Annotated in this window: 25 protein-coding genes and 4 tRNA genes; 22 read left to right on the top strand and 7 right to left on the bottom strand. The window is 70.9% G+C overall.

The genetic code is table 11. The features are described from left to right. Positions 1–74: 74 nt before the first annotated feature. The 4 genes from htpX to AC061S_RS23480 all read left to right on the top strand — a co-directional run bounded on the left by htpX (position 75) and on the right by AC061S_RS23480 (position 3,078). Positions 75–938 carry a zinc metalloprotease HtpX gene (gene htpX, locus AC061S_RS23495; protein ID WP_250740894.1) on the top strand — a complete coding sequence of 288 codons (864 nt, stop codon included), beginning with the start codon at positions 75–77 and terminating at the stop codon, positions 936–938. Further along, positions 935–1,327: a YccF domain-containing protein gene (locus tag AC061S_RS23490; RefSeq protein ID WP_478687893.1), complete on the top strand. Its 393-nt coding sequence runs from the start codon at positions 935–937 to the stop codon at positions 1,325–1,327. The genes htpX and AC061S_RS23490 overlap by 4 nt, the downstream gene beginning before the upstream one ends. A gap of 102 nt (positions 1,328–1,429) precedes the next feature. Continuing rightward, positions 1,430–2,458 carry a glycosyltransferase family 2 protein gene (locus tag AC061S_RS23485; protein WP_478687892.1) on the top strand — a complete coding sequence of 343 codons (1,029 nt, stop codon included), beginning with the start codon at positions 1,430–1,432 and terminating at the stop codon, positions 2,456–2,458. Positions 2,459–2,532: 74 nt separating this feature from the next. Next, positions 2,533–3,078, top strand: coding sequence for an SMI1/KNR4 family protein (locus tag AC061S_RS23480; protein ID WP_478687891.1), 546 nt, complete (start codon positions 2,533–2,535; stop codon positions 3,076–3,078). On the opposite strand, the gene AC061S_RS23475 is transcribed toward AC061S_RS23480, so the two are convergent. From AC061S_RS23475 to AC061S_RS23465, 3 genes are all read right to left on the bottom strand, one after another. Beyond that, positions 3,062–4,285: an APC family permease gene (locus tag AC061S_RS23475; RefSeq protein WP_478687901.1), complete on the bottom strand. Its 1,224-nt coding sequence runs from the start codon at positions 4,283–4,285 to the stop codon at positions 3,062–3,064. The genes AC061S_RS23480 and AC061S_RS23475 overlap by 17 nt on opposite strands. A gap of 39 nt (positions 4,286–4,324) precedes the next feature. Then, positions 4,325–5,752: a SulP family inorganic anion transporter gene (locus tag AC061S_RS23470; protein ID WP_478687890.1), complete on the bottom strand. Its 1,428-nt coding sequence runs from the start codon at positions 5,750–5,752 to the stop codon at positions 4,325–4,327. A 374-nt stretch (positions 5,753–6,126) separates the two neighbouring features. Beyond that, positions 6,127–6,615 carry a YajQ family cyclic di-GMP-binding protein gene (locus AC061S_RS23465; RefSeq protein WP_266905515.1) on the bottom strand — a complete coding sequence of 163 codons (489 nt, stop codon included), beginning with the start codon at positions 6,613–6,615 and terminating at the stop codon, positions 6,127–6,129. A 198-nt stretch (positions 6,616–6,813) separates the two neighbouring features. Here AC061S_RS23465 and AC061S_RS23460 point away from each other — a divergent pair. The 3 genes from AC061S_RS23460 (at position 6,814) to AC061S_RS23450 (ending at position 8,013) form a co-directional block, all read left to right on the top strand. Beyond that, positions 6,814–6,895: transfer RNA gene (locus tag AC061S_RS23460), tRNA-Tyr, on the top strand. A 152-nt stretch (positions 6,896–7,047) separates the two neighbouring features. Continuing rightward, a complete protein-coding gene (locus AC061S_RS23455; protein WP_478687889.1) occupies positions 7,048–7,479 on the top strand; it encodes a hypothetical protein in 432 nt (143 codons plus the stop codon). Between the two features lie 114 nt (positions 7,480–7,593). Then, entirely contained in the window at positions 7,594–8,013 is a 420-nt protein-coding gene (locus AC061S_RS23450; RefSeq protein WP_478687888.1) for a DUF3574 domain-containing protein, read from the top strand. Between the two features lie 101 nt (positions 8,014–8,114). On the opposite strand, the gene AC061S_RS23445 is transcribed toward AC061S_RS23450, so the two are convergent. Together AC061S_RS23445 and AC061S_RS23440 are read right to left on the bottom strand one after the other, a co-directional pair. Continuing rightward, complete coding sequence (locus tag AC061S_RS23445) at positions 8,115–8,771, bottom strand: SDR family oxidoreductase (protein WP_478687887.1); 657 nt, start codon at positions 8,769–8,771, stop codon at positions 8,115–8,117. A 54-nt stretch (positions 8,772–8,825) separates the two neighbouring features. Continuing rightward, positions 8,826–10,148, bottom strand: a complete 1,323-nt coding sequence (locus AC061S_RS23440) for an amidohydrolase family protein (protein WP_478687886.1) — start codon at positions 10,146–10,148, stop codon at positions 8,826–8,828. Positions 10,149–11,506: 1,358 nt separating this feature from the next. Here AC061S_RS23440 and AC061S_RS23435 point away from each other — a divergent pair. The 7 genes from AC061S_RS23435 to AC061S_RS23405 all read left to right on the top strand — a co-directional run bounded on the left by AC061S_RS23435 (position 11,507) and on the right by AC061S_RS23405 (position 14,566). Continuing rightward, positions 11,507–11,579 (top strand) — tRNA-Thr (locus AC061S_RS23435). Positions 11,580–11,627: 48 nt separating this feature from the next. Beyond that, a tRNA-Met gene (locus AC061S_RS23430) sits at positions 11,628–11,700 on the top strand. A gap of 89 nt (positions 11,701–11,789) precedes the next feature. Continuing rightward, entirely contained in the window at positions 11,790–11,954 is a 165-nt protein-coding gene (gene rpmG, locus AC061S_RS23425) for a 50S ribosomal protein L33 (protein WP_003956487.1), read from the top strand. A gap of 109 nt (positions 11,955–12,063) precedes the next feature. Further along, positions 12,064–12,546 (top strand): FAS1-like dehydratase domain-containing protein, encoded by a 483-nt coding sequence (locus AC061S_RS23420; RefSeq protein ID WP_478687885.1) that lies wholly within the window; start codon positions 12,064–12,066, stop codon positions 12,544–12,546. 1 nt (position 12,547) lies between these two features. After that, the gene (locus AC061S_RS23415) at positions 12,548–12,976 is read left to right on the top strand and encodes a MaoC family dehydratase (protein ID WP_478687884.1); all 429 of its coding nucleotides are present in this window, start codon (positions 12,548–12,550) and stop codon (positions 12,974–12,976) included. Between the two features lie 100 nt (positions 12,977–13,076). Next, complete coding sequence (locus tag AC061S_RS23410; protein ID WP_478687883.1) at positions 13,077–14,132, top strand: UDP-N-acetylmuramate dehydrogenase; 1,056 nt, start codon at positions 13,077–13,079, stop codon at positions 14,130–14,132. A 17-nt stretch (positions 14,133–14,149) separates the two neighbouring features. After that, positions 14,150–14,566 carry a hypothetical protein gene (locus AC061S_RS23405; protein WP_478687882.1) on the top strand — a complete coding sequence of 139 codons (417 nt, stop codon included), beginning with the start codon at positions 14,150–14,152 and terminating at the stop codon, positions 14,564–14,566. A 42-nt stretch (positions 14,567–14,608) separates the two neighbouring features. Here AC061S_RS23405 and AC061S_RS23400 read toward each other — a convergent pair whose 3' ends face one another. Together AC061S_RS23400 and AC061S_RS23395 are read right to left on the bottom strand one after the other, a co-directional pair. Beyond that, positions 14,609–15,628 carry an adenosine deaminase gene (locus AC061S_RS23400; protein WP_478687881.1) on the bottom strand — a complete coding sequence of 340 codons (1,020 nt, stop codon included), beginning with the start codon at positions 15,626–15,628 and terminating at the stop codon, positions 14,609–14,611. A 378-nt stretch (positions 15,629–16,006) separates the two neighbouring features. Continuing rightward, complete coding sequence (locus AC061S_RS23395; protein WP_478687880.1) at positions 16,007–17,233, bottom strand: pyridoxal phosphate-dependent aminotransferase; 1,227 nt, start codon at positions 17,231–17,233, stop codon at positions 16,007–16,009. Positions 17,234–17,424: 191 nt separating this feature from the next. On the opposite strand from AC061S_RS23395, the gene AC061S_RS23390 reads away from it, so the two are divergent. The 8 genes from AC061S_RS23390 to rplL all read left to right on the top strand — a co-directional run bounded on the left by AC061S_RS23390 (position 17,425) and on the right by rplL (position 22,832). Further along, positions 17,425–17,497: transfer RNA gene (locus AC061S_RS23390), tRNA-Trp, on the top strand. A 107-nt stretch (positions 17,498–17,604) separates the two neighbouring features. Beyond that, positions 17,605–17,886 carry a preprotein translocase subunit SecE gene (secE, locus tag AC061S_RS23385; protein ID WP_243333337.1) on the top strand — a complete coding sequence of 94 codons (282 nt, stop codon included), beginning with the start codon at positions 17,605–17,607 and terminating at the stop codon, positions 17,884–17,886. Positions 17,887–17,970: 84 nt separating this feature from the next. Then, entirely contained in the window at positions 17,971–18,942 is a 972-nt protein-coding gene (gene nusG, locus AC061S_RS23380) for a transcription termination/antitermination protein NusG (RefSeq protein ID WP_478687879.1), read from the top strand. A 179-nt stretch (positions 18,943–19,121) separates the two neighbouring features. Continuing rightward, complete coding sequence (gene rplK / locus AC061S_RS23375) at positions 19,122–19,556, top strand: 50S ribosomal protein L11 (RefSeq protein ID WP_266880601.1); 435 nt, start codon at positions 19,122–19,124, stop codon at positions 19,554–19,556. Positions 19,557–19,642: 86 nt separating this feature from the next. Further along, a complete protein-coding gene (gene rplA / locus AC061S_RS23370) occupies positions 19,643–20,371 on the top strand; it encodes a 50S ribosomal protein L1 (RefSeq protein WP_478687878.1) in 729 nt (242 codons plus the stop codon). 228 nt (positions 20,372–20,599) lie between these two features. Then, on the top strand, positions 20,600–21,535 hold the full coding sequence (locus AC061S_RS23365) for an SCO4651 family lipoprotein (RefSeq protein WP_478687877.1): 936 nt from the start codon (positions 20,600–20,602) through the stop codon (positions 21,533–21,535). Between the two features lie 275 nt (positions 21,536–21,810). After that, a complete protein-coding gene (rplJ, locus tag AC061S_RS23360) occupies positions 21,811–22,341 on the top strand; it encodes a 50S ribosomal protein L10 (RefSeq protein WP_215023401.1) in 531 nt (176 codons plus the stop codon). 110 nt (positions 22,342–22,451) lie between these two features. Further along, complete coding sequence (rplL, locus tag AC061S_RS23355) at positions 22,452–22,832, top strand: 50S ribosomal protein L7/L12 (protein WP_478687876.1); 381 nt, start codon at positions 22,452–22,454, stop codon at positions 22,830–22,832. Positions 22,833–23,026 lie beyond the last annotated feature (194 nt).

Below are 23,026 nucleotides of genomic sequence, written 5' to 3'. Positions count from 1 at the left end.
TCCACTGGACCGTAGGCCCTCCGATCCGCAGATCCTGGACGGGTCCCCCTGCCGCACCACTTGGAGGGCGCACCGTGCACCGCCGGCACAACGGGTTGAAGACCGCCGTACTCCTCGGCGGTCTGTCGGCCCTCATCATCCTCATCGGAAGCTTCTTCGGCCGGGGCGGCCTGATCGTCGCCGTCCTCGTCGCCCTCGGCACCAACGCGTACGCGTACTGGAACAGCGACAAGCTGGCTCTACGCGCGATGCGGGCCCGCCCCGTCAGCGAGTTCGAGGCGCCCGAGCTCTACCGCATGGTGCGCGAGCTCTCCACGTCCGCGCGCCAGCCCATGCCCCGGCTCTACATCTCCCCGACCGAGGCCCCCAACGCCTTCGCCACCGGCCGCAACCCGCGCAACGCCGCGGTCTGCTGCACCGAGGGCATCCTGCGCATACTCGACGAGCGCGAGCTGCGCGGGGTCATCGGCCACGAGCTCAGCCACGTCTACAACCGCGACATCCTCATCTCGTCGGTCGCGGGCGCCCTCGCCTCCGTGATCATGTTCCTGGTCAACTTCGCCTGGCTGATCCCCATCGGCCGCTCCAACGACGACGAGGGCCCGGGGCTCTTCGGCATGCTGCTGATCATGATCCTCGGCCCGCTGGCGGCCTCCGTGATCCAGCTCGCCATCAGCCGCTCGCGCGAGTACGAGGCGGACGCCTCCGGGGCCCAGCTCACGGGGGACCCGCTCGCCCTCGCCAGCGCCCTGCGCAAGCTGGACGCCGGCACCAAGCAGCTCCCGCTGCCGGCCGAGCCGCGACTGGAGACGGCGAGCCACATGATGATCGCCAATCCCTTCCGTCCCGGCGAAGGATTGTCCAAAATGTTTTCTACGCACCCTCCGATGGCCGAGCGCATCGCCCGGCTCGAACAGATGGCAGGCCGCAGTCAGTGAAGACCATTCTGAATCTCATTTGGCTCGTCCTCAGCGGAGTCTGGCTCTTCCTGGGCTACTGCCTGGCGGGCGTGATCCTCTGCATCACCATCATCGGAATCCCCTTCGGCATAGCCTCGTTCCGCATCGCGGTGTACGCCCTGTGGCCCTTCGGGTACACCGCCGTGGAGCGGCGTGACGCGGGCGCCGCGTCCTGCGTCGGCAACGTCCTGTGGCTGGTCCTGGCCGGCTGGTGGCTGGCCCTCGGCCACATCGTCACCGGTATCGCCCTGTGCATCACGATCATCGGCATCCCGTTCGGCATCGCCAACTTCAAGATGGTCCCGCTCTCCCTGCTCCCGCTGGGCCGCGAGATCGTCCCCACGGACGCTCCGTTCGCCTCGCGCTGACCCGCGCCGAGCCCGGATCCGGTTCATCCACTCGTATTAAAGTTCCGGGTTGCGGACGAGTGACGCGGACGAGCGGCACGCACGACGGGCAGGGAAGAACCGATGTCGACTGAGCCCTCTGAGCCCTCTGAGCCTTCCGAGTTCTCCGAGCCCTCCGAGCTCCCCACGACCCTTTCGGTGGTCGTGCCGATGTACAACGAGGAGGACGCGCTGCCGGCCCTGGTCGGCAGGCTGCGCCCGGCACTCGACGCCATGGCCGTCCGCTACGAGGTCGTCGCCGTCGACGACGGCAGCAAGGACCGCACCGCGGAGCTGCTCACCGAGTTCCAGGCCAAATGGCCCGAGCTGCGGATCGTCCGGCTGCGCGGGAACTCCGGCCACCAGGCCGCCCTCACCGCGGGCCTGCACAGCGCCTCGGGCGCGTACGTCGCCAGCATCGACGCGGACCTGCAAGACCCGCCGGAGAAGATCCCGGAGATGCTCGACCTGGCCCGCGCGGACGGCCTCGACATCGTCTACGGGGTCCGGGCCGACCGCAGCACCGACACCGGGTTCAAGCGGCACACGGCCGGCGCGTACTACTGGCTGGTGCGCCGCCTGGTCGGCAAGCAGGTGCCCGCGCAGGCGGGCGACTTCCGGCTGCTGAGCCGTGCGGCGGTCGACGCGGTCAAGGCCATGCCCGACCAGCACCAGGTGTACCGCCTGCTGGTGCCGTGGCTCGGCTTCCCCAGCGGCCAGGTCACCTACCAGCGCGAGGAGCGGGTCGCGGGCGAGACCAAGTACCCGCTGAGCAAGATGCTCCGGCTCGGGGTCGACAGCGTCATCAACTTCTCCGCCGCTCCGCTGCGCCTGGCGACCTGGCTGGGCGTGGCCAGCTTCTTCGGCTGCCTGCTGATGGTGGGCGCCACCCTGGCGATCTACCTGGAGGGCAAGACCGTTCCCGGCTGGACCTCGCTGTTCATCGTGATGCTGTTCCTCGGCGGCGTGCAGCTGATCTGCGTCGGCCTGCTGGGCGAGTACATCGGCCGCATCTACACGGCGGTACAGCGCCGCCCCACCTTCTTCGTCGGCTACGACTCGCACGCCTCGGCGCGGAACACGGCGCGCACCACGGAACGGCGAGCGGACTGACCACACCTCCACCCCACCGGAGGTCGAAATCCCAGGTCAGGGCGATTGTCAGTGGGGGGTGTCACTCTGTGTGCATGGATGACACCGAGCAGTTGCTGAAGCAAGTTGCCGGCCGCGCGCGCAGCGCCCACCAGGGGCGGTACGGGGCCACCGGCACCTCGACCGCGCCCTTTCCGGCACCCCTGGCCACCGAGGAACTGCACCGGGCCGAGACCGCCCTGGGCTTCGCCCTGCCGCCCCTCCTCGCGGCCCTCCACACCCGCGTCGCGGACGGCGGCTTCGGCCCCGAGTACGGCCTGCTGCCCCTGGAGCGCGCCGTCGCCGAATACGCCGCGATGCGCGCGTCGGCCTGGCGCTGGCCCGAGGGCGTCCTGCCCATAGCCGACTTCGGCTGCGCCCTGCGCGCCTGTGTGGACTGCCGCTCGGCAACCGCCCAAGTCCTGCTGTTCGAACCGAACTCGGGCGATCCCGACCTCGCCTGGTTCCTCGAATCGCCCACACTCGCCGACTGGCTGCGCGGCTGGCTTGACGGCAGCGCCTGGTTCAGCGAGGAATCGGGCGCGGGGGAGGAGTGGGACCTGGAGCTGATCCCCTGGGCTGGCTTCAGAGCCCGGGTGTGAGCCGTCGGCGCACGCCGTAGGCCAGCGCGCCCAGGGCCAGTACGGAGGCCCCCGTGACCGCCGACGCGGCGGGCAGCGCGCAGGCCAGCACCACGCAGCCGGACAGCCCGACCGCTGCCACGGCCCGGTCCTTGACACCTGAATCGAGAGTCCACGCGGAGGCGTTCGCGATCGCGTAATAGACGAGCACGCCGAAGGAGGAGAAGCCGATCGCGCCCCGCAGATCGGTGGTGGCCGCGAGCACCGCCACCACCGCGCCCACCGCGAGCTCGGCGTGGTGCGGCACCTGATGCCGGGGATGTACGGCGGCCAGCGCGCGAGGGAGATGGCCGTCCCGCGCCATCGCCAGGGTGGTCCGCGACACCCCGAGTACGAGCGCCAGCAGCGAGCCCAGCGCAGCCAGGGCCGCGCCCACCCGGACGACGGGAGTCAGCCCGGGCCACCCGGCCGCGCGCACGGCGTCGGCCAGCGGAGCCGCCGACCGGCCCAGACCGTCGGCCCCGAGCACCGACAGCGCCGCCACCGAGACCGCGGCGTAGACGAGCAGTGCGATCCCCAGGGCGAGGGGAACCGCCCGCGGGATCGTGCGCTCCGGATCACGCACCTCCTCGCCCAGCGTGGTGATCCGGGCGTACCCCGCGAAAGCGAAGAACAGCAGCCCGGCACCCTGGAGCAGCCCGGCTGCCGCCCAGTCCGAGCCGCCGAGACGGCCGGCGTCCGCCGCGCCGGAGGACAGGCAGGCCACGACGACCCCGGCCAGGACGGCCAGCACCACCGCCACGATCACCCGGGCGATCCGGGCTGACTTCTGCACCCCGCCGTAGCTCGCGGCGGTCAGCGCCACCACCGCCGCCACGGCCACGGCGTGCTGCTGCCCGGGCCACGCGTAGGCACCGACCGTAAGGGCCATCGCCGCGCAGGAGGCCGTCTTGCCGACGACGAAGCCCCAGCCGGCCAGATAGCCCCAGAAGGGCCCGAGCCGTTCGCGCCCGTACACGTAGGTGCCGCCCGAGGAGGGATAGCGGGCGGCCAGCCGCGCCGAGGAGTGCGCGTTGCAGTACGCCACCAGGGCCGCGAGCGCGAGCGCCGCGAGGAGCGCCCCGCCGGCCGCGCGAGCCGCCGGGGCCAGCGCGGCGAAGATCCCGGCGCCGATCATCGCGCCGAGCCCGACGACGACCGCGTCGAAGACGCCCAGGGTTCGCTTCATCTCATTGCTCACGGCGTTCACGGGCGGAGGGTATCCGGGCTAGGTGACGCCTTCCCTGCCGGGGACCGGCGTGCGCTTCTGCTCCCAGCCGTCCAGGGCGGTCAGGCAGGCGTGGTCGAGGTGGCGCAGCCCGCTCAGGTCGAGGCGGACGGGGCCGCCGCGGGGCAGCGCGTCCAGCTCGTCGAGCAGTTTGGGCAGCCGCAGGAAGCTGGCGTTGCCCAGGATCCGCACGCGCAGTTCCCCGCCCTCCCACACCGGCTCGATGTGGACGTGGGAGGTCTCCCAGGCCGCCTTGGCGACGGCGAGTCCCAGCCCGACCAGCACCCCCTCGAAGAGGTTCGTGGCCACGATCGCCGAAGCCGTCGCCACCAGGACGACCGCCTCGCCCCGGTGCGACCGCCACAGGGCGGCCACCGCCCGCACCGGCAGCAGCTTCCAGCCGGCGTGCAGCAGCACCCCGGCCAGCGCGGCGAGCGGGACGGACTCCAGCAGCCCGGGGACGGCCACCGCGAACAGCAGGAGCCAGCCGCCGTGGAGGATGCGGGAGGCCCGAGTGCGGGCGCCGGCCTCGACGTTGGCGGCGCTGCGGACGATGACGGCGGTCATCGGCAGTGCTCCGAGCAGTCCGCAGAGGGTGTTCCCGACGCCCTGGGCGACCAGTTCGCGGTCGTAGTCGGTCCGGTCCCCGTCGTGCATGCGGTCCACGGCGGCCGCGCTGAACAGCGTCTCGGCGGAGGCGATCAGCGCGAGCGCGACCACGGTCCCGACGGCCCCCACGGAGGCCAGCACTCCGAAGTCGTCCCAGCCGGGCGGCGTCACGGCCGCCAGGACGCCCGTGACCCGGACCCGCTCCACGGGCAGCCGCAGCAGCACGGCCGCGGCGGTCGCGGCCGCGACCCCGACGAGCGCCCCCGGCACGAGCCGCAGCCGGTCGGGCATCCGCCGCCAGGCCACCAGGACCGCGACGGTTCCGGCCCCGAGTGCCACGGCGGTCCAGTCGGCGCGCCCGCCGAGTTCCAGCGCCCCGGCCAGCTTCTCCAGGGTCCGCGCCGGTGCCTGCACATCGGCCAGGGCGTACAGCTGACCGGCGATCAGCACGAGCCCGATGCCGGCCAGCATCCCGTGCACGACGGCCACGGAGATCGCCCGGAACCACCGCCCGAGCCGCAGCACGCCCATGCCCAGCTGCACCAGGCCGGCGGCCAGGACGAGTACGCCGAGTGCGGGCAGCCCGTACGTCCGCACGGCCTCGTAGACGAGCACCGTGAGCCCGGCGGCCGGGCCGCTCACCTGGAGGGAACTGCCCCGGAACCAGCCGGTGACCAGCCCGCCCACCACCCCGGTGAGGATCCCCAGCTCGGCCGGCACCCCGGAGGCGACGGCCACCCCGACGCAGAGCGGTAGCGCGACCAGGGCGACCACCACGGACGCCCCGAAGTCTTCACGTAACGTGCCGGCCCCAGGCATGCGGGAACCCCCTGTCGAGGCGGTGACGGACACCCCTCACCCTGGTGGGCGCACTCCCCGCCGCCCAAGTGCACACGGAGGGGGCCACGGGCGCGTACGCCGTTCACGCCCGGCACACACCCACCCGAGCGCCGGTCCCACGACACGGCCCGCGGCGCAACCGCCGCAACCGCCGCAACGGCCGCAACGGCCGCAACGGCCGCAACGGCCGCAACCGCCGCAACGGCCGCAACGGCCGCAACGGCCGCAACCGCCGCAACGGCCGCAACGGCCGCAACGGCCGCAACGCGCAACGGCCGCAACGGCCGCGGCCCGGCGGTCCTCGAAGGACCGCCGGGCCGGCGTGCGGGCTGAACCGAGGCCGAAGCCGGTGATCAGCGGTAGTTCACGTACTGGATCGCGAAGTCCAGGTCCTTGCCCTTGAGGAGGGCCTGGACTTCCTGGAGGTCGTCGCGGCTCTTGGAGCTGACGCGCAGCTCCTCACCCTGGACCTGGGCCTTGACGCCCTTGGGGCCCTCGTCGCGGATGATCTTCGCGACCTTCTTGGCGTTCTCCTGGGAGATGCCCTCTTCGATCGTGGCGAAGATCTTGTACTCCTTGCCGGACAGCTGCGGCTCACCGGCGTCGAGCGCCTTGAGGGAGATCCCGCGCTTGACCAGCTTGGTCTCGAAGACGTCCAGGACGGCCTTGACGCGCTCCTCGGAGTTCGCCTCCATCAGGATCTTCTCGCCGGACCAGGCGATCGTGGCGCCGGTGCCCTTGAAGTCGTAGCGCTGCGAGAGCTCCTTGGCGGACTGGTTGAGGGCGTTGTCGACCTCCTGCCGCTCGACCTTCGAGACGATGTCGAAACTGGAGTCGGCCATGTGCTGTGGCTCCTTGAAGTCGATAGTGACGGCCCCGAAGGGCACGGCCGGACATCCCCGGACCGCTCCGCAAAGCCTAGCCACCGCGCCCACGTGCGGTGCTGATCAATCCGGTGGCGAAGCACCCCCGGTCATCGGGTATCGTTTACGTCGTTGCCACGGAGCGCCGCCGCAAGGCGGAAAGACGGCAGCGATCATGGCGGTGTGCCCGAGTGGCCAAAGGGAGCAGACTGTAAATCTGCCGGCTCAGCCTACCCAGGTTCGAACCCTGGCGCCGCCACGCGAGTGAAACCCTCGCTCATTGCAGAAACGCAATGGGCGGGGGTTTTCTCGTACATCAGGCACCCCCGCACCCCGCGGAAAACCGCTGGGCGGCGAAGCCGTCCGGGACGCATGCTGTCCACATGATCAGCATCAGCGGCCGAAAGGGCCATGGCGCGTAAGGCGCCCTCGCAGGTCCGGACGGACCTGCCACGCCGGACGTCCCGAGAGGGCGACCGAGCCGTCGTTCCGGGCGTCTCCTCCCGGACCCTTGCGGAGATCGCCCTCGTCGAACGCCACCGGTACGAGCCGGGAGCGGCCTATCGCGCGCTGTCCGCCTGGCGCGCGACGGTGTACGGACGCGGACCTTCGTGGATCATCTATCCGAGTTGGTACGAGGACTACCCCTGCTGCCAACCCGTCTGGGGCGTCGACCACCGGGAGGCCCTGGAGGTCTTCTGCCAGTCCCTGCCCCGCCGCGCCGCGCGGGAGTTGCGGGCCGTGCTCGCCCCGCTCGACGCGCGGTTCCTCGCCCGGACGCTCAACGATCCGTACGCCCCTCCGCGGGATCCGTGGTGGCGCCGCAGGCTGGAGACGGCGTGAGGGGCCGGACGGCGCGGCCGCGGGCGCGGGGTGAGCCCATCGGACGGATCGGACGGATCGGGCGTACCGATGCGGGGCCCCGGTCGTTCATCCGGCGTGAAATGGACTTCTGACATGCGTGGAAAGGTCGGCGGCGGGGTGCTCCTCACCCTGCTCGGAGCGGGGATCCCGGCTCTGGTCGGAGCAGCGCTGAACAGTGATGTGGGGCATCCCTACCAGGAGACCCGGCTCTACTTCGGCACGGAACGGCCGGACGGCCGTCCGCCGGTCGGGGAGCGGGAGTTCATGGGGTTCCTCGACCGGGAGATCACCCCGGCCTTCCCCGAGGGGCTGACCCTCCAGGACGGGCGCGGCCAGTGGCAGCGGGACGGGAAGGTCATCCGTGAGACCTCGTACGAGGTGGTGCTGCTGTACCCGGAAAAGGAGGCGGGAGAGCGTGGCGCGCGCATCGAGCGGATCCGGGAGGCGTACGAGAGGCGGTTCCAGCAGGATTCGGTCGGGCGGTCCGACGACCGGTTGACCGCCGATTTCTGACCGGCCGACTGGTGCCCGGCTGATTGGTGACCGGCCGACGGGTACCGGCCGACTGGGCCCCGACCGCCAGTTCCGACAGGCCGGGCTTCCGACCGGCCGGGCTAGTTGCCCGCCACGTCCTTGACCGCCACCGGGACGGGGGTCGAGCCGGCGATCAGCTCCAGGGTCAGGCCCGCCGTCGCGGGCATCTCGATCAGCTCGGCGAGCACCGCCGCCACGTCGTCGCGGGAGACCGGCCCGCGGCCCGTCTGCGCCTCCAGGCGGACCAGGCCGGTACCCGCGTCGTCGATCAGCGAGCCCGGGCGCAGGATCGTCCACTCCAGGCCCAGACGGGTGCGGACGTGCTCGTCGGCCTCGCCCTTGGCGCGGAGGTAGGCGTCGAAGACCTCGTCGCCCTCACGGCGGGTGTCCGCGCCCATGGAAGAGACCATCAGGAAACGGCGTACGCGGGCCCGTTCGGCGGCGTCCGCGAACAGCACCGCCGCGCCCCGGTCCACGGTGTCCTTGCGCCCGGCCCCGCTGCCGGGACCCGCGCCCGCCGCGAACACCGCGGCGTCCGCGCCCTGCAGGATGCCCGCCACGTGCTCGACCGACGCCGATTCCAGGTCGCACAGCACCGGTTCGGCGCCCGCCTCCCTGAGGTCGTCGCCCTGTGCCGGATCGCGGATGATGCCCGCGACCTCGTACCCGCGCGCGGCGAGCAGGCGCTCCAGCCGCAGCGCGATCTGACCGTGTCCACCCGCGATGACGATGCGCATGCCACGACCGTACGACGAGCCGGGCGCGCGCGCCCGGGAACATGCGGTGAACCCTCAGGGACCGGGCTCCATACGGCCCTGCCGGGGCAGGTCCAGGGCCACCGCGACGGCGGAGTCGCAGTACTCCCGTACGGCACTCGTCCGGGCTACCACCCGCCCGCGGTGGATCACGATCCGGCTGTACGCGAGGGACAGCACGCTCGCGATCCGGTCTCCGCGCACGGCGAGCAGCTCCGCCGGGAAGCCGGCCTCCACCCGGACCTCGGGCAGGCCCATCGCCTCGCGGGCGGCGCCGGCGACCGAGTGGTAGGCCTCGGTGGCGCGCAGCCCGCCCTGGGAGGCCAAGAGGTACGCGGCTTCGAGGGGGTCCCCCCGCCCGACCGGATTGCCCGCGTCGCGCAGGGCCCCGCTGCCGGCCGCCACACGGACCCCTGCGGCACGCAGCAGCCGTACGGGGGCGGTGCGCAGGCCCCGCCGTTCCAGGGCCGCGCAATCGCCCTGGGGGAGGCAGGTCACCCGTACGCCGGCGGCCGCCAGCTGGTCGGCCGCCCGGGTCGCCACGTCGAGCGGGAGCCGGGACAGGCCGCCGCAGGGCCCGATGGAGACCCCGGGCCGCAGCCCGCCGGCCATGGCCGCGAGCCGGGACAGGCGGGCGGGGTCGTCGCCGTCGGTGTGCAGGTCGACGGGGCAGCCGTGCTCGGAGGCGAGTTCCAGTACGGCTTCGAGGAACCCGGTGGGGTCGGGGTCGAGGTCGGGGCAGCCGCCGATCACCGAGGCGCCCATCTTGACGGCGTCCCGCAGCATGGCGAGCCCGTCGGCCCCGGCCACCCCGGTGAGCAGGCGGGGAACGGCGACGGCGGTGAGGTCGGTGAGCCCGCGCAGGGAGCGGCGGGCCTGGAGCACGGCCTCCAGGGGACCGAGACCGTGTACGTCGCCGATGCGCACGTGGGACCGGACGGCGGTGGCGCCGTGCCCGAGCTGGAGCAGGGCCGCCTCGGTGGCGCGGCGCTGCACCTCGTCGGGGGAGTAGGAGACCGGGCCCTCGCTGTCCGCGGTCAGGGCGGTGTCCCCGTGGGAGTGGGGCTCGGCCGGCGCCGGGAGCAGCAGGTAGCCGGTGAGGTCGACGCGGGCGCCCGATGCGGCGGGCAGGCTGCCGGCCGTGCCGACGGCCTGGATCCGGCCGCCGCCGAGCCGGACGTCGACGGTACGGCCGTCGGTGAGGCGGGCGCCGGAGAGGAGCAGGGTGCTGGACTCGGGGGCCGCTGGCCCCGGGCCTCCCTGGGTTCCCTCGGGGCCGTGCCCCTGCCCCTGCCCCTGGCCGCTGCCGGGGCGGTTGCGCGGGGAGTGGGACGGCTGCTGCGGCTGGCTGTCGGACATCGCGCTCCTGCGGGGGCTCGGGCGGTTCCTGGGGCCGTGGCCGCGGCCCGCGGCCCAAGATCACGCAGCGTGCTCAGAGCCTAGGGGCCAGGGGTGCCCGCTTCGAGGAAGAGGGCAATAGTCGTACCGGTGCGTCTGGGTGGATCGCGACCGGGAGGGTGCCTTGTGGCCCCGGGTCGGGCCCAACCCGGCGCCCAACCCGGACTCCAACCCCGCAGCCGAGCCCTGAGCCCGAGCCCGGAGCCCGGAGCCCGAGCCCGGAGGCCGCTCCCGCAGCCCGCTCCCGCAGCCCGCTCCCCGTGCGGGCTCCGGGGCCGGCTCCCGCGCCGCTCTGAAGCGGAACCCGCACTCGTCCCGCCCCGGGTCTGGCCGGGCCCCTGCTCCGCGCGGGTGTGTCTGGGGGGATCGTGACCACGAGCCCTCGGGGGGCCGGACCCGGGGCGCAAGCCCGGAGCCGAGCCCGGGCCCGCCTCCCGGCGGACTGCGCGGCCTTCCGTGCGGGTCTGAAGCGGACCTGGCGCCTGTCCCCGCCCCCGGCCTGGCTGCGGCCCTGCTCCGCGCGCGTTCAATGGAGTGGACCGGAGCCCGGAGCCGCCGTATGCGCTGAGGGCCCGAGCCGGGCGCCGTCCCGCGCGGGCTGCGGATCCCTGCCCGGCCGTGCCTCCACGCTCGTCCACGGGCTCTGCCCCGTGCCCGTGGGCGGGGCCCCCGCCTACCTGCCCTCCAGAGGGCCCGCGCCCGCCCCCGTGCCCCTACTCGCCCCCCCGCGCCTGTCCGCGGGCCTCGCTCCGTGCTCGTCTGCTGGCTCCCGGCCCGGCCCGGCCCTGCCCCTGGCCCGGCCCTGCCCTGCCCGGCCCTGCTCCTGGCCCGGCCCCGGCCCTGCCCCCGGCCCCGGCCCCGTGCCGTCCACCGGTCTCGTGCCTGGGGCCGCCCTCGGCGCCCGTCCGCGGGCCTGCTCGCCGGCGCCTCGGCGCCTCGGCGTCTCGGCGCCGCGGGCTCGTGTCGTTCGTGGGGCCCGGGCCGGGCCTGCGGCCTGAGCCCCGGCCGCGGACCCCGCGACCGGCCCCCGCACCGGTGCTGCTTCGGGGCGCAGTGGGGGACGGCTGGGGAGGGGTTGGGAGGTGGACTCGGGGGTGCGGGGTTCGCTGAGGGGGTCGGCGGGATTTTGTGGTGACTCAGAGTGGGACTGGGGTGATCGCGGATGTGATGCCCGACACTTTTCGGGGTGAAAGGTGCCCCGAGGGGGGTCCGGAGACGCGTTTCGCGTGGATCAAGAAAGGCGGCGGTGGTGCTCCGAGGCCAGGCCCCGCAAAGGATTTGGGCGATCGGCGGACGACCGTGTAATGTCTTCCTCGCTCGCCCCAATAGCTCAGTCGGTAGAGCGTCTCCATGGTAAGGAGAAGGTCTGCGGTTCGATTCCGCATTGGGGCTCTGGTGAGAGAGGTTCCCCACCCTCGGGTGGGGAGCGGATCTCATCAAAGCGGCGTAGCTCAGTCGGTAGAGCAAGCGGCTCATAATCGCTGTGTCACCGGTTCAAGTCCGGTCGCCGCTACACACAGTAGCCGATTGCGGGGTCGGTCTCCCGATCGGCTACTCTTTTATGCGTTCATCCGTCCCTAATGTCCGTCAAGGAGCACTCACGTGGCTGCCACCGACGTCCGCCCGAAGATCACGCTGGCCTGCGTGGAGTGCAAGGAGCGGAACTACATCACCAAGAAGAACCGGCGTAACAACCCGGACCGTCTTGAGATGAAGAAGCACTGCCCGCGTTGCAACTCGCACACCGCGCACCGCGAGACCCGCTAGCACTTAGCGAAGTCTCGTTCAACAGGCACAGTCATGAGGTCGTCCCCTTCATCTGGGGGGCGGCCTTATGTCGTTTCGACAGATCGTTTCAACAAGGAGGTAGGGAGTCATGGCGCTCGACCAGTCCTTCGTGGGGCGGAGCTACCCGCCCACCGATCCGTACGAGGTCGGCCGGGAGAAGATCCGCGAGTTCGCGGTCGCCGTGGGTGACGCCAATCCGGTGTACACGGATCCGGAAGCAGCCAAGGCGTTCGGTCACCAGGACGTGATCGCCCCGCCGACTTTTGTGTTTGCCATCACGTTCGCGGCGGCCGGCCAGGTCATCGACGACCCGCAGCTGGGGCTGGACTACAGCCGCGTCGTGCACGGCGACCAGAAGTTCGCGTACACCCGTCCCGTGCGGGCTGGTGACCGGCTGACGGTCACCTCGACCATCGAGGCCATCAAGTCGCTCGCGGGCAACGACGTCATCGACATCCGCGGTGAGGTCCACGACGAGTCCGGCGAGCATGTGGTGACCGCCCTGACGAAGCTCGTCTCCCGGGCGCCCGAACCCGCCGCCGAGCCCGCCGCCGCTCCCGAGGAGGCCTGAGATGGCTGCCCAGATCCAGTACGACGACGTCGAGGTCGGCACCGAGCTGCCGGCGGCGTCCTTCCCCGTCACGCGGGCGACGCTGGTGCAGTACGCGGGTGCGTCGGGCGACTTCAACCCGATCCACTGGAACGAGAAGTTCGCCACCGAGGTCGGACTGCCCGACGTGATCGCCCACGGCATGTTCACCATGGCCGAGGCGATCCGCGTGGTGACCGACTGGGTCGGCGACCCGGGTGCCGTCGTCGAGTACGGAGTGCGGTTCACGAAGCCGGTCGTCGTTCCGAACGACGGGCAGGGCGCGCTGATCGAGGTCACGGCCAAGGTCGCGGCGAAGCTGGACGACAACCGGGTGCGGGTCGACCTGACGGCCATGAGCGCCGGACAGAAGGTGCTGGGGATGTCGCGCGCGGTGGTCGCCCTCGCGTAGTGGGCCCAGGGGGCCGTTGAGGCCCCGTACGGCCCTGCCGTACGCGTACGGTCCGTGGCCCCGCCTGGTCGGGGGGGACGCGGACCGTACTCTTGTCCACGTGCAGGAACTCCACGACGCCCCCCTCGCCCCGCTGACCACCTTCCGGCTCGGCGGCCCCGCCGCCCGGCTGGTCACCGCGACCACCGACGCCGAGGTCGTCGCCACCGTGCGCGCCGCGGACGAGAGCGGCACCCCGCTCCTGGTCATCGGCGGCGGCAGCAACCTGGTCATCGGAGACCAGGGCTTCGACGGCACCGCCCTGCGGATCTCGACCACCGGGTTCGCGCTCGACGGGACCCGGCTGGAGCTTGCGGCCGGCGAGAACTGGAGCGAGGCCGTCGCCCGCGTCGTCGACGCCGGGCTCGCGGGCATCGAATGCCTCGCCGGGATCCCCGGCTCGGCCGGCGCCACCCCGATCCAGAACGTCGGGGCGTACGGCCAGGAGGTCTGCGACACGATCACCGAGGTCGTCGCCTACGACCGCACGCGCGGGGAGACGGTCACGCTCTCGGCCGCCGAGTGCGCGTTCTCGTACCGCGACAGCCTCTTCAAGCACCGGCCAGACCGGTACGTCGTCCTGCGCGTCCGCTTCGCCCTGGAGGACGCGGGCGGCCTGTCCGCACCGGTCAAGTACCCGGAGACGGCCCGCGCCCTCGGCGTCGAGGCCGGCGACCGGGTGCCCGCGGCGCAGGCCCGCGAGACCGTCCTGCGGCTGCGCGCCGGCAAGGGCATGGTCCTCGACCCCGCCGACCACGACACCTGGTCGGCCGGCTCCTTCTTCCACAACCCGATCCTCGGCGACGAGGCGTACGCCGCCTTCCTCGCCCGCGCCCAGGAGCGGCTCGGCCCCGAGACCGCCCCGCCCGCGTACCCGGCCGGCGAAGGCCGTACGAAGACCAGCGCGGCCTGGCTGATCGACAAGGCCGGCTTCACCAAGGGCTACGGCGACGGCCCCGCCCGGATCTCCACCAAGCACACCCTCGCCCTCACCAACCGGGGCGAGGCCACCACCGAAGACCTCCTCGCCCTGGCCCGCGAGGTCGTCGCGGGCGTGCACGCGGCCTTCGGCGTCACCCTGGTCAACGAGCCGGTGACGGTCGGCGTCAGCATCTGAGGAGTCCCGGCCCGCCCATGCTCTGTCCCCTGCACGGGGCCGGTACGGACCCCACCCGGCTGGTGGGACGCACGATCAGAAGGGTCGTCGCGTCCTGGCACATCAGCGACGGCGAACGCTCCGAGGCGCCCCTCGACGTCTGGCTCCTCGACAGCGACGGGGAGTCCACCCGGATCACCACCGGGTCCGACGCCTGTCTCATGGTGGAATCCGAGGCGCCGCACGAGCCCTACGACATGGGGGAGTGGGGCCGCATCGAGGTCGGCGAGGACCTCGGAGACCACCCCTTCCTGCGCCACCTCGGCGAGACCGTGGAGTCGGTCGCCGAGTTCGCGCTGCCCGCGCAGGGGCGCACCCACCTGGAGATCGGCTTCCCGGACGGCGCGCGGGTACGGGCCGACTGTCACGAGGGCGACCTGCGGCTCACGCGCTGACGCGCGCCGTCCCCCCTACCGCCGCTCCTCTACACGGCCGCCCTACGAGGCGATCCAGTGGTCGATCCCGGCCAGCAGCTTGTCCTGCACGTCGGAGGGCGCGGCGCTGCCGCGCACCGACTGGCGGGCCAGCTCCGCGAGCTCCGCGTCCGTGAAGGCGTGGTGCCGGCGGGCGATCTCGTACTGGGCCGCGAGCCGGGACCCGAAGAGCAGCGGGTCGTCCGCACCCAGGGCCATCGGGACCCCGGCCTCGAAGAGGGTGCGCAGCGGGACGTCCTCGTGGCGTTCGTAGACCCCGAGGGCGACGTTGGACGCCGGGCAGACCTCACAGGTGATCTGTCGGTCGGCGAGCCGCTTGAGCAGGCGGGGATCCTCGGCGGCCCGTACGCCGTGCCCGATGCGGGCGGCGTGCAGATCGTCGAGGCAGTCGCGGACGGAGGAGGGGCCGGTGAGCTCGCCGCCGTGCGGGGCCGCGAGCAGTCCGCCCTCGCGGGCGATGGCGAAGGCCCGGTCGAAGTCGCGGGCCATGCCGCGGCGCTCGTCGTTGGAGAGGCCGAACCCGACGATGCCGCGGTCGGCGTAGCGGACGGCGAGCCGGGCCAGGGTGCGGGCGTCGAGGGGGTGCTTCATGCGGTTGGCGGCGATGAGGACGCGCATGCCGAGGCCGGTCTCGCGGGAGGCGGCGTCCACGGCGTCGAGGATGATCTCGACGGCCGGGATCATCCCGCCGAGGAGGGGGGCGTAGGAGGTGGGATCCACCTGGATCTCCAGCCAGCCGCTGCCGTCGCGCACGTCTTCCTCCGCGGCCTCGCGGACCAGGCGGCGGATGTCGTCGGGCTCGCGGAGGCAGGACCGGGCGGCGTCGTAGAGCCGCTGGAAGCGGAACCAGCCGCGTTCGTCGGTGGCACGGAGTTTCGGTGGCTCGGCGGAGGTGAGGGCGTCCGGGAGGCGGACGCCGTACTTGTCGGCGAGCTCCAGCAGCGTCGACGGGCGCATCGAGCCGGTGAAGTGCAGGTGGAGGTGGGCTTTCGGCAGAAGCGTGAGATCGCGTACGTGCTCCATTTGTTGATCCTGCCGTACGGCCGCCCCCGGCGGGAGGGGGTTTTACCTATCGGGGGCTTGCGCGAACGCATGAGCGGGCCCGGAGGGGGAGTGGGGAGCCGCTGCGCGAGGCCTTCCGGGCGCCGCCCGGACCCGCGCCTCAAACGCCGGCGGGGCTGGATTTGGCCGCCGTCGGCCCGGACGTGAACGCCGCGTGGCCGAACGTTCCAGCCTCGGCGCGGGGTCTGGGCGGAGCCCCGGGGAACGGGCGAAGGGCGGGTAGGGGACACGCCCCGCGCAGCGGCACCCCGCAGGCGGGCCGGGGCCGAAAACGCCTGAGCGGCGGCTCCCCCGCAAGGGAACCGCCGCTCAGGGTCTGGCTGCCGAACCGCCGGAGGCTCAGGCCTTGGCCTCCGCGAGGAGCTTCTGGATGCGGGAGACGCCCTCGACCAGGTCCTCGTCGCCCAGGGCGTAGGAGAGGCGGAGGTAGCCGGGGGTGCCGAAGGCCTCGCCGGGGACGACCGCGACCTCGGCCTCGTCCAGGATCAGGGCCGCGAGCTCGACGGAGGTCTGCGGGCGCTTGCCGCGGATCTCCTTGCCGAGGACGTCCTTGACCGCGGGGTAGACGTAGAACGCGCCCTCGGGGGTCGGGCAGAAGACGCCCTCGATCTCGTTCAGCATCCGCACGATCGTCTGGCGGCGGCGGTCGAAGGCGGTGCGCATCGCGTGGACGGCGTCCAGGTTGCCGGAGACGGCGGCCAGCGCCGCGACCTGGGCCACGTTGGAGACGTTGGAGGTGGCGTGCGACTGGAGGTTGGTCGCGGCCTTGACCACGTCCTTCGGGCCGACGATCCAGCCCACCCGCCAGCCGGTCATCGCGTACGTCTTGGCGACGCCGTTGACGACGATGCACTTGTCGGCCAGCTCGGGAACGATCGCGGGGAGCGAGACGAACTTCGCGTCGCCGTAGACGAGGTGCTCGTAGATCTCGTCGGTCAGGACCCACAGGCCGTGCTCGACGGCCCAGCGGCCGATCGCCTCGGCGTCGGCCTCGGAGTAGACGGCGCCGGTCGGGTTCGACGGGGAGACGAAGAGGACGACCTTCGTGCGCTCGGTGCGGGCCGCTTCGAGCTGCTCGACGGAGACGCGGTAGCCGGTGGTCTCGTCGGCGACGACCTCGACCGGGACGCCGCCCGCGAGACGGATCGACTCCGGGTACGTGGTCCAGTACGGCGCCGGGACGATGACCTCGTCACCCGGGTCCAGGATGGCCGCGAACGCCTCGTAGATCGCCTGCTTGCCGCCGTTGGTCACCAGGACCTGGGACGCGTCGACCTCGTAGCCGGAGTCGCGCAGCGTCTTCGCGGCGATGGCGGCCTTCAGCTCGGGCAGACCGCCGGCCGGCGTGTAGCGGTGGTACTTGGGGTTGCGGCAGGCCTCGACCGCGGCGTCGACGATGTAGTCCGGGGTCGGGAAGTCGGGCTCGCCGGCTCCGAAACCGATCACCGGACGCCCGGCGGCCTTGAGGGCCTTGGCCTTGGCGTCGACGGCGAGGGTGGCGGACTCGGAGATGGCACCGATACGGGCGGATACGCGGCGCTCGGCGGAAGGCGTTTCAGAGGTCATGCGGCCAATCGTCCCAGACGCGAAACGAGCGCCGCACTCCGTTTCAGTTACCGGACGGAGGCTCTCCGGACGGTGCTGTTCGACGTCAGGGCCCGGACCACGTACACTCAACCGTCGTTGGCCCTCGTCAACCGCTGCAGAGCGTGAGCACACCGTGCACTCGCCTGGATGCGGTAGGTTGAGGGACGCAAAGGGTCGTAGCTCAATTGGTAGAGCACTGGTCTCCAAAACCAGCGGTTGGGGGTTCGAGTCCCTCCGGCCCTGCTCCACACTCCTTCTCGGAAGTGTGTGCGCAGGTACGTACTTAGATGCAGTGCCGTGCGGCGCAACCGGGCGCGGCTACGGCCACGACCCGGATTCAGGTGAGAGACGTGACGGACGCCCTGGGCTCCATCGACATGCCTGACGCCGAGGATGACACTCGCGAGAAGAAGGCCCGCAAGGGCGGCAAGCGCGGTAAGAAGGGCCCTCTGGGTCGTCTCGCGCTGTTCTACCGCCAGATCGTCGCGGAACTCCGCAAGGTTGTTTGGCCCACTCGCAACCAGCTGACGACCTACACCTCTGTGGTGATTGTCTTCGTCGTCATCATGATCGGTCTGGTGACCGTGATTGACTATGGGTTCCAGGAAGCCATCAAGTTCGTCTTCGGCTGATCCCCGCGGAGGGCGGCGCCTTGATGGGTGCCGCCCGTTTTCGCATGTTCGACCACCTTTTGTATCCAGGAAGAAGCAGCCACCGTGTCTGACCCGAACCTGAACGTGAGCCCCGACTCCGTCGAGTCCGTCGAGGACGAGCTCGACATCGTCGAGGCTGCAGACGCTGTGGACCCGGACGAGGCCGAGCTCGCCGACGCCGAGGCGGGTGTCGCCGCCGAAGAGGCTGCGCTGCACGTCGAGGATGAGGTCGACGCCGAAGCCGACTCCGAGGACGCTGACGACGACGCCACCGAAGAGGCCGACGCCGAAGAGGCCGACGACTCGGAGGACGCCGACGAGGACGAGGCCCACGAGGCTTCCGACGACGACGCCGTCGAGGCCGAGGCTGACGACGCGGAGGCCGAAGAGGCCGCCGACGCCGAGCCCGCCGAGCCCGTCGACCCCATCCAGGCCCTGCGCGAAGAGCTGCGCCTCCTGCCCGGCGAGTGGTACGTCATCCACACCTACGCCGGCTACGAGAAGCGCGTGAAGGCCAACCTGGAGCAGCGCGCCGTCTCGCTCAACGTCGAGGACTTCATCTACCAGGCCGAGGTGCCCGAGGAAGAGATCGTCCAGATCAAGAACGGCGAGCGCAAGAACGTCCGGCAGAACAAGCTGCCCGGTTACGTTCTCGTCCGCATGGATCTGACGAACGAGTCCTGGGGCGTCGTCCGCAACACCCCCGGCGTCACCGGCTTCGTGGGCAACGCGTACGACCCGTACCCGCTGACCCTGGACGAGATCGTCAAGATGCTCGCTCCGGAGCTGCAGGAGAAGGCCGCCAAGCTGGCCGCGGAAGAGGCCGGCCTGCCGGCGCCCTCCGTCAAGCGCGCCATCGAGGTCCTGGACTTCGAGGTCGGCGACTCGGTCACCGTTACCGACGGCCCGTTCGCGACGCTGCAGGCGACCATCAACGAGATCAACCCGGACTCGAAGAAGGTCAAGGGTCTCGTCGAGATCTTCGGCCGCGAGACCCCGGTCGAGCTCAGCTTCGACCAGATCCAGAAGAACTGAGCCCTCGGCTTCAGGTCTCTGACTCACCGCTTCCGGACAGGTCAGATTGCCCCCTCGCGGGCGGTCTGACCTGCTCGGTTTTCAGCCTCGCACCGATACCCGTTATCGTGGTGCGGTATGCCTCCATCCGGATGACCGGATTGGCGGCGAAAAACTCTCACTAGGACCCGGAGAGAGCAATGCCTCCCAAGAAGAAGAAGGTCACGGGGCTTATCAAGCTCCAGATCAAGGCCGGCGCGGCCAACCCGGCACCGCCGGTCGGCCCCGCGCTCGGTCAGCACGGCGTCAACATCATGGAGTTCTGCAAGGCCTACAACGCCGCGACCGAGTCGCAGCGTGGCATGGTCGTGCCGGTGGAGATCACGGTCTACGACGACCGCTCCTTCACCTTCATCACCAAGACGCCGCCGGCCGCGCGCCTCATCCTGAAGAGCGCCGGTGTGGAGAAGGGCTCTGGCGAGCCGCACAAGACGAAGGTCGCGAAGCTTACGCGTGACCAGGTTCGCGAGATCGCCACGCTCAAGATGCCTGACCTGAACGCCAACGACATCGACGCGGCCGAGAAGATCATCGCCGGCACCGCGCGTTCGATGGGCATCACGGTCGAAGGCTGATTCAGCCACCCCCCAGCACCACAGTGGTAGGGCCAAGCGCTGGTCCGCACCACGACTCCATGCCTGATCACAACACAGGAGCAGAAGTGAAGCGCAGCAAGACTCTCCGCGCTGCGGACGCCAAGGTCGACCGGGACAAGCTGTACGCCCCGCTCGAGGCCGTCCGTGTCGCCAAGGAGACCTCCGCGACCAAGTTCGACAGCACCGTCGAGGTCGCCTTCCGCCTGGGTGTAGACCCGCGCAAGGCCGACCAGATGGTCCGCGGCACCGTGAACCTCCCGCACGGCACCGGCAAGACCGCCCGGGTCCTGGTCTTCGCGACCGGTGACCGTGCTGCGGCCGCGGAAGCCGCCGGCGCCGACATTGTCGGCGACGACGAGCTCATCAACGAGATCGCCAAGGGCAACCGCCTCAACGAGTTCGACGCCGTTGTCGCCACGCCGGACCTCATGGGCAAGGTCGGCCGCCTCGGCCGCGTGCTCGGTCCCCGTGGCCTGATGCCGAACCCGAAGACCGGCACCGTCACGATGGACGTCGCGAAGGCTGTCACCGAGATCAAGGGTGGCAAGATCGAGTTCCGCGTCGACAAGCACTCGAACCTGCACTTCATCATCGGCAAGGTCTCCTTCTCCGATGAGCAGCTCGTCGAGAACTACGGCGCGGCCCTGGACGAGATCCTTCGTCTGAAGCCGTCCGCCGCGAAGGGCCGCTACATCAAGAAGGCCGCCCTCAGCACCACCATGGGTCCCGGCATCCTGCTGGACTCCAACCGCACCCGGAACCTCCTCGTCGAGGAAGACCCGGCCGCGGTCTGATCAGCCCCGGGCCTTCGGGCTCTGAGCCTCACGGCTCGCTGAACGGCCGAATCCGGGCCCTTCGCCCCCTTTCCAGGGGGCGGGGGGCCCGGATTTTTTGTCAGTGGACGTCGCCGGCTCGAGCCCTAACCTGCTCGACAGGCGATCCCCGAGTGGTTCACAGTGAGTTGCCTGCGATGTGCAGGTAGTTCGCGATGGTTCCGCAGTGCAGTACCCAAGGGGTGGGAAATGAAGAAGAAGTCCGTATGGACGCGTGCCGGTGTCTCGGTGGCCGCGGCCACCGTCATGGCCGGCGTCGCGGGATGTCAGGACGGTGCTACGAAGGCCGCAGACGGGCCCGCGGCCCAGTCTCCGGTCTCGGCGAAGCAGAGCCCCGTCGAGGTCGTCCAGGCCGCCTACAAGAAGACGGCGGCGGCGAAGTCGGCCAAGGTCCGCATGACGATGTCGCTGCCGGCGGACAGCAAGGCCGGTGGCGGCACGATGGAGCTGTCCGGGGTCCAGGGGTGGGACCCGGCCGTCATGGACATCACCATGAAGGGCTCGATGTTCAAGGGCCTCGCGGCCATGGGCGGCGGGGAGGCCCCCGACGCCATCCGCATGGTGGTCGCGAACAACGTCATGTACATGGACATGGGCACCGCGAACGCCGCCCAGCTGGACGGCAAGCGCTGGATGAAGCTGGACCTGAACGCCGCCGCGCAGGCCGGGGGCGCGGGCTCTGCCGACCTCGGCGGCATGGGCAACATGAACCAGGACCCGGCACAGCAGATCGCGCTGCTGCTCGACTCGAAGAACCTCAAGCACGTCGGTACCGAGCAGGTCGAGGGCGTGAGCGCGGAGCGCTACCAGGGCACGCTGAGCTTCGAGGAGATGCTCGCTGCCAACGAGTCCTCCAAGGTGCTGTCCGAGGCCGACCGCACGGAGCTGGTCGAAAAGGTCAGGAAGACCGGCCTCAAGGGCTACGACACGAACCTCTGGGTCAACAAGGAGGGGTACCCGGTCCGCATGAGCGTCTCCATGGAGATGGCCGGCGGCAAGGTGGACCTGGACGCCTACTACTCGGACTACGGCTCGGCGGCCACCGTGCAGACGCCGGCCGACGGCGAGACCTTCGACCTCTTCGGCATGCTCAAGGAGATGGGCGGGGCGGGCGCGGGGGCCTGACCCGGGGGCCGGCCGCCGGCCCAGGGCTGACCGATTTGCCTGACCGGCGAACGGTCACGTACTCTTCCGGAGAAGCCAAAGACCGCTGGTCGTTGCCGTGCCTGCAAGGGTGCGGTGGCCGAAGGATCCGCTAACCGCGGACGTCCTGCGCAGGTGTTCAAGGAAAGTTCCCGGACTCGTTCTGGTTGAGCTACGCCCTGGCGCCTGCGCCGGGGCGTTTCGTGTTTATGCCCCTTCTGAGCGGTCCTCATCACCCGGAAGGAGGCCGACGCACTATGCCGACGCCCAACAAGGCTGCCGCGGTAGCCGAGCTCACGGACCAGTTCCGCGACTCGAACGCCGCCGTGCTGACCGAGTACCGGGGTCTCACCGTCGCGCAGCTCAAGACGCTGCGTCGCTCTCTCGGTGAGAACGCCCAGTACGCCGTGGTGAAGAACACGCTGACCAAGATTGCGGCCAACCAGGCCGGGATCACCGCGCTGGACGAGCACTTCGCTGGTCCCACCGCGGTCGCCTTCATCACCGGTGACCCGGTGGAGTCGGCGAAGAGCCTGCGTGACTTCGCCAAGGAAAACCCGAACCTCATCATCAAGGCGGGTGTCCTTGATGGTAAGGCGCTCACCGCCGATGAGATCAAGAAGCTTGCGGACCTCGAGTCCCGCGAGGTTCTGCTCAGCAAGCTGGCCGGCGCGTTCAAGGGCAAGCAGTCTCAGGCTGCCTCGCTCTTCCAGGCGCTGCCGTCGAAGTTCGTCCGCACTGCGGAAGCGCTTCGCGTCAAGCTCGCCGAGCAGGGCGGTGCCGAGTAATTCGGCTCGCGCACTGATCCACGCCGCCTAGTGCGTGGGTCAAAGCGGGCCGTTACGCCCGCCTCTATATACATCCGGCACCTGCCGATTTAGTGGAAGGATCGCCCATCATGGCGAAGCTCAGCCAGGAAGACCTGCTCGCTCAGTTCGAGGAGCTCACCCTCATCGAGCTCTCCGAGTTCGTGAAGGCGTTCGAGGAGAAGTTCGACGTCACCGCCGCCGCGGCCGTCGCCGTTGCCGGTCCGGGTGCCCCGGTTGCCGCTGAGGCCGCTGAGGAGCAGGACGAGTTCGACGTCATCCTCACCGCCGCCGGTGACAAGAAGATCCAGGTCATCAAGGTCGTGCGCGAGCTGACCTCCCTCGGCCTGAAGGAGGCCAAGGACCTCGTCGACGGCGCTCCGAAGCCCGTCCTCGAGAAGGTCGCCAAGGAGGCCGCTGAGAAGGCCGCCGAGACCCTCAAGGCCGCTGGCGCGTCCGTCGAGGTCAAGTAACACCTCTGGGGCCTCTCTGAGGCCCCAACCAAGGGCGATCACCCGTAAGGGTGGTCGCCCTTTGGCGTACCCGGAGTGCCTGACTTGCCCCTGTCTCGTTGGGGAGTAGGGTGATCTTCGTTGCTCTGCGGCAGGGTCCTTCGATGATCCGCTCGGAGCAGGGGGCCTTGACGAACGGGACGCGGCGCGCAATT

The organism is Streptomyces sp. CA189 (assembly GCF_056428985.1).
Note: the sequence above shows the minus strand (reverse complement) of the source record. Positions and strands in the feature narration are given on the sequence as shown.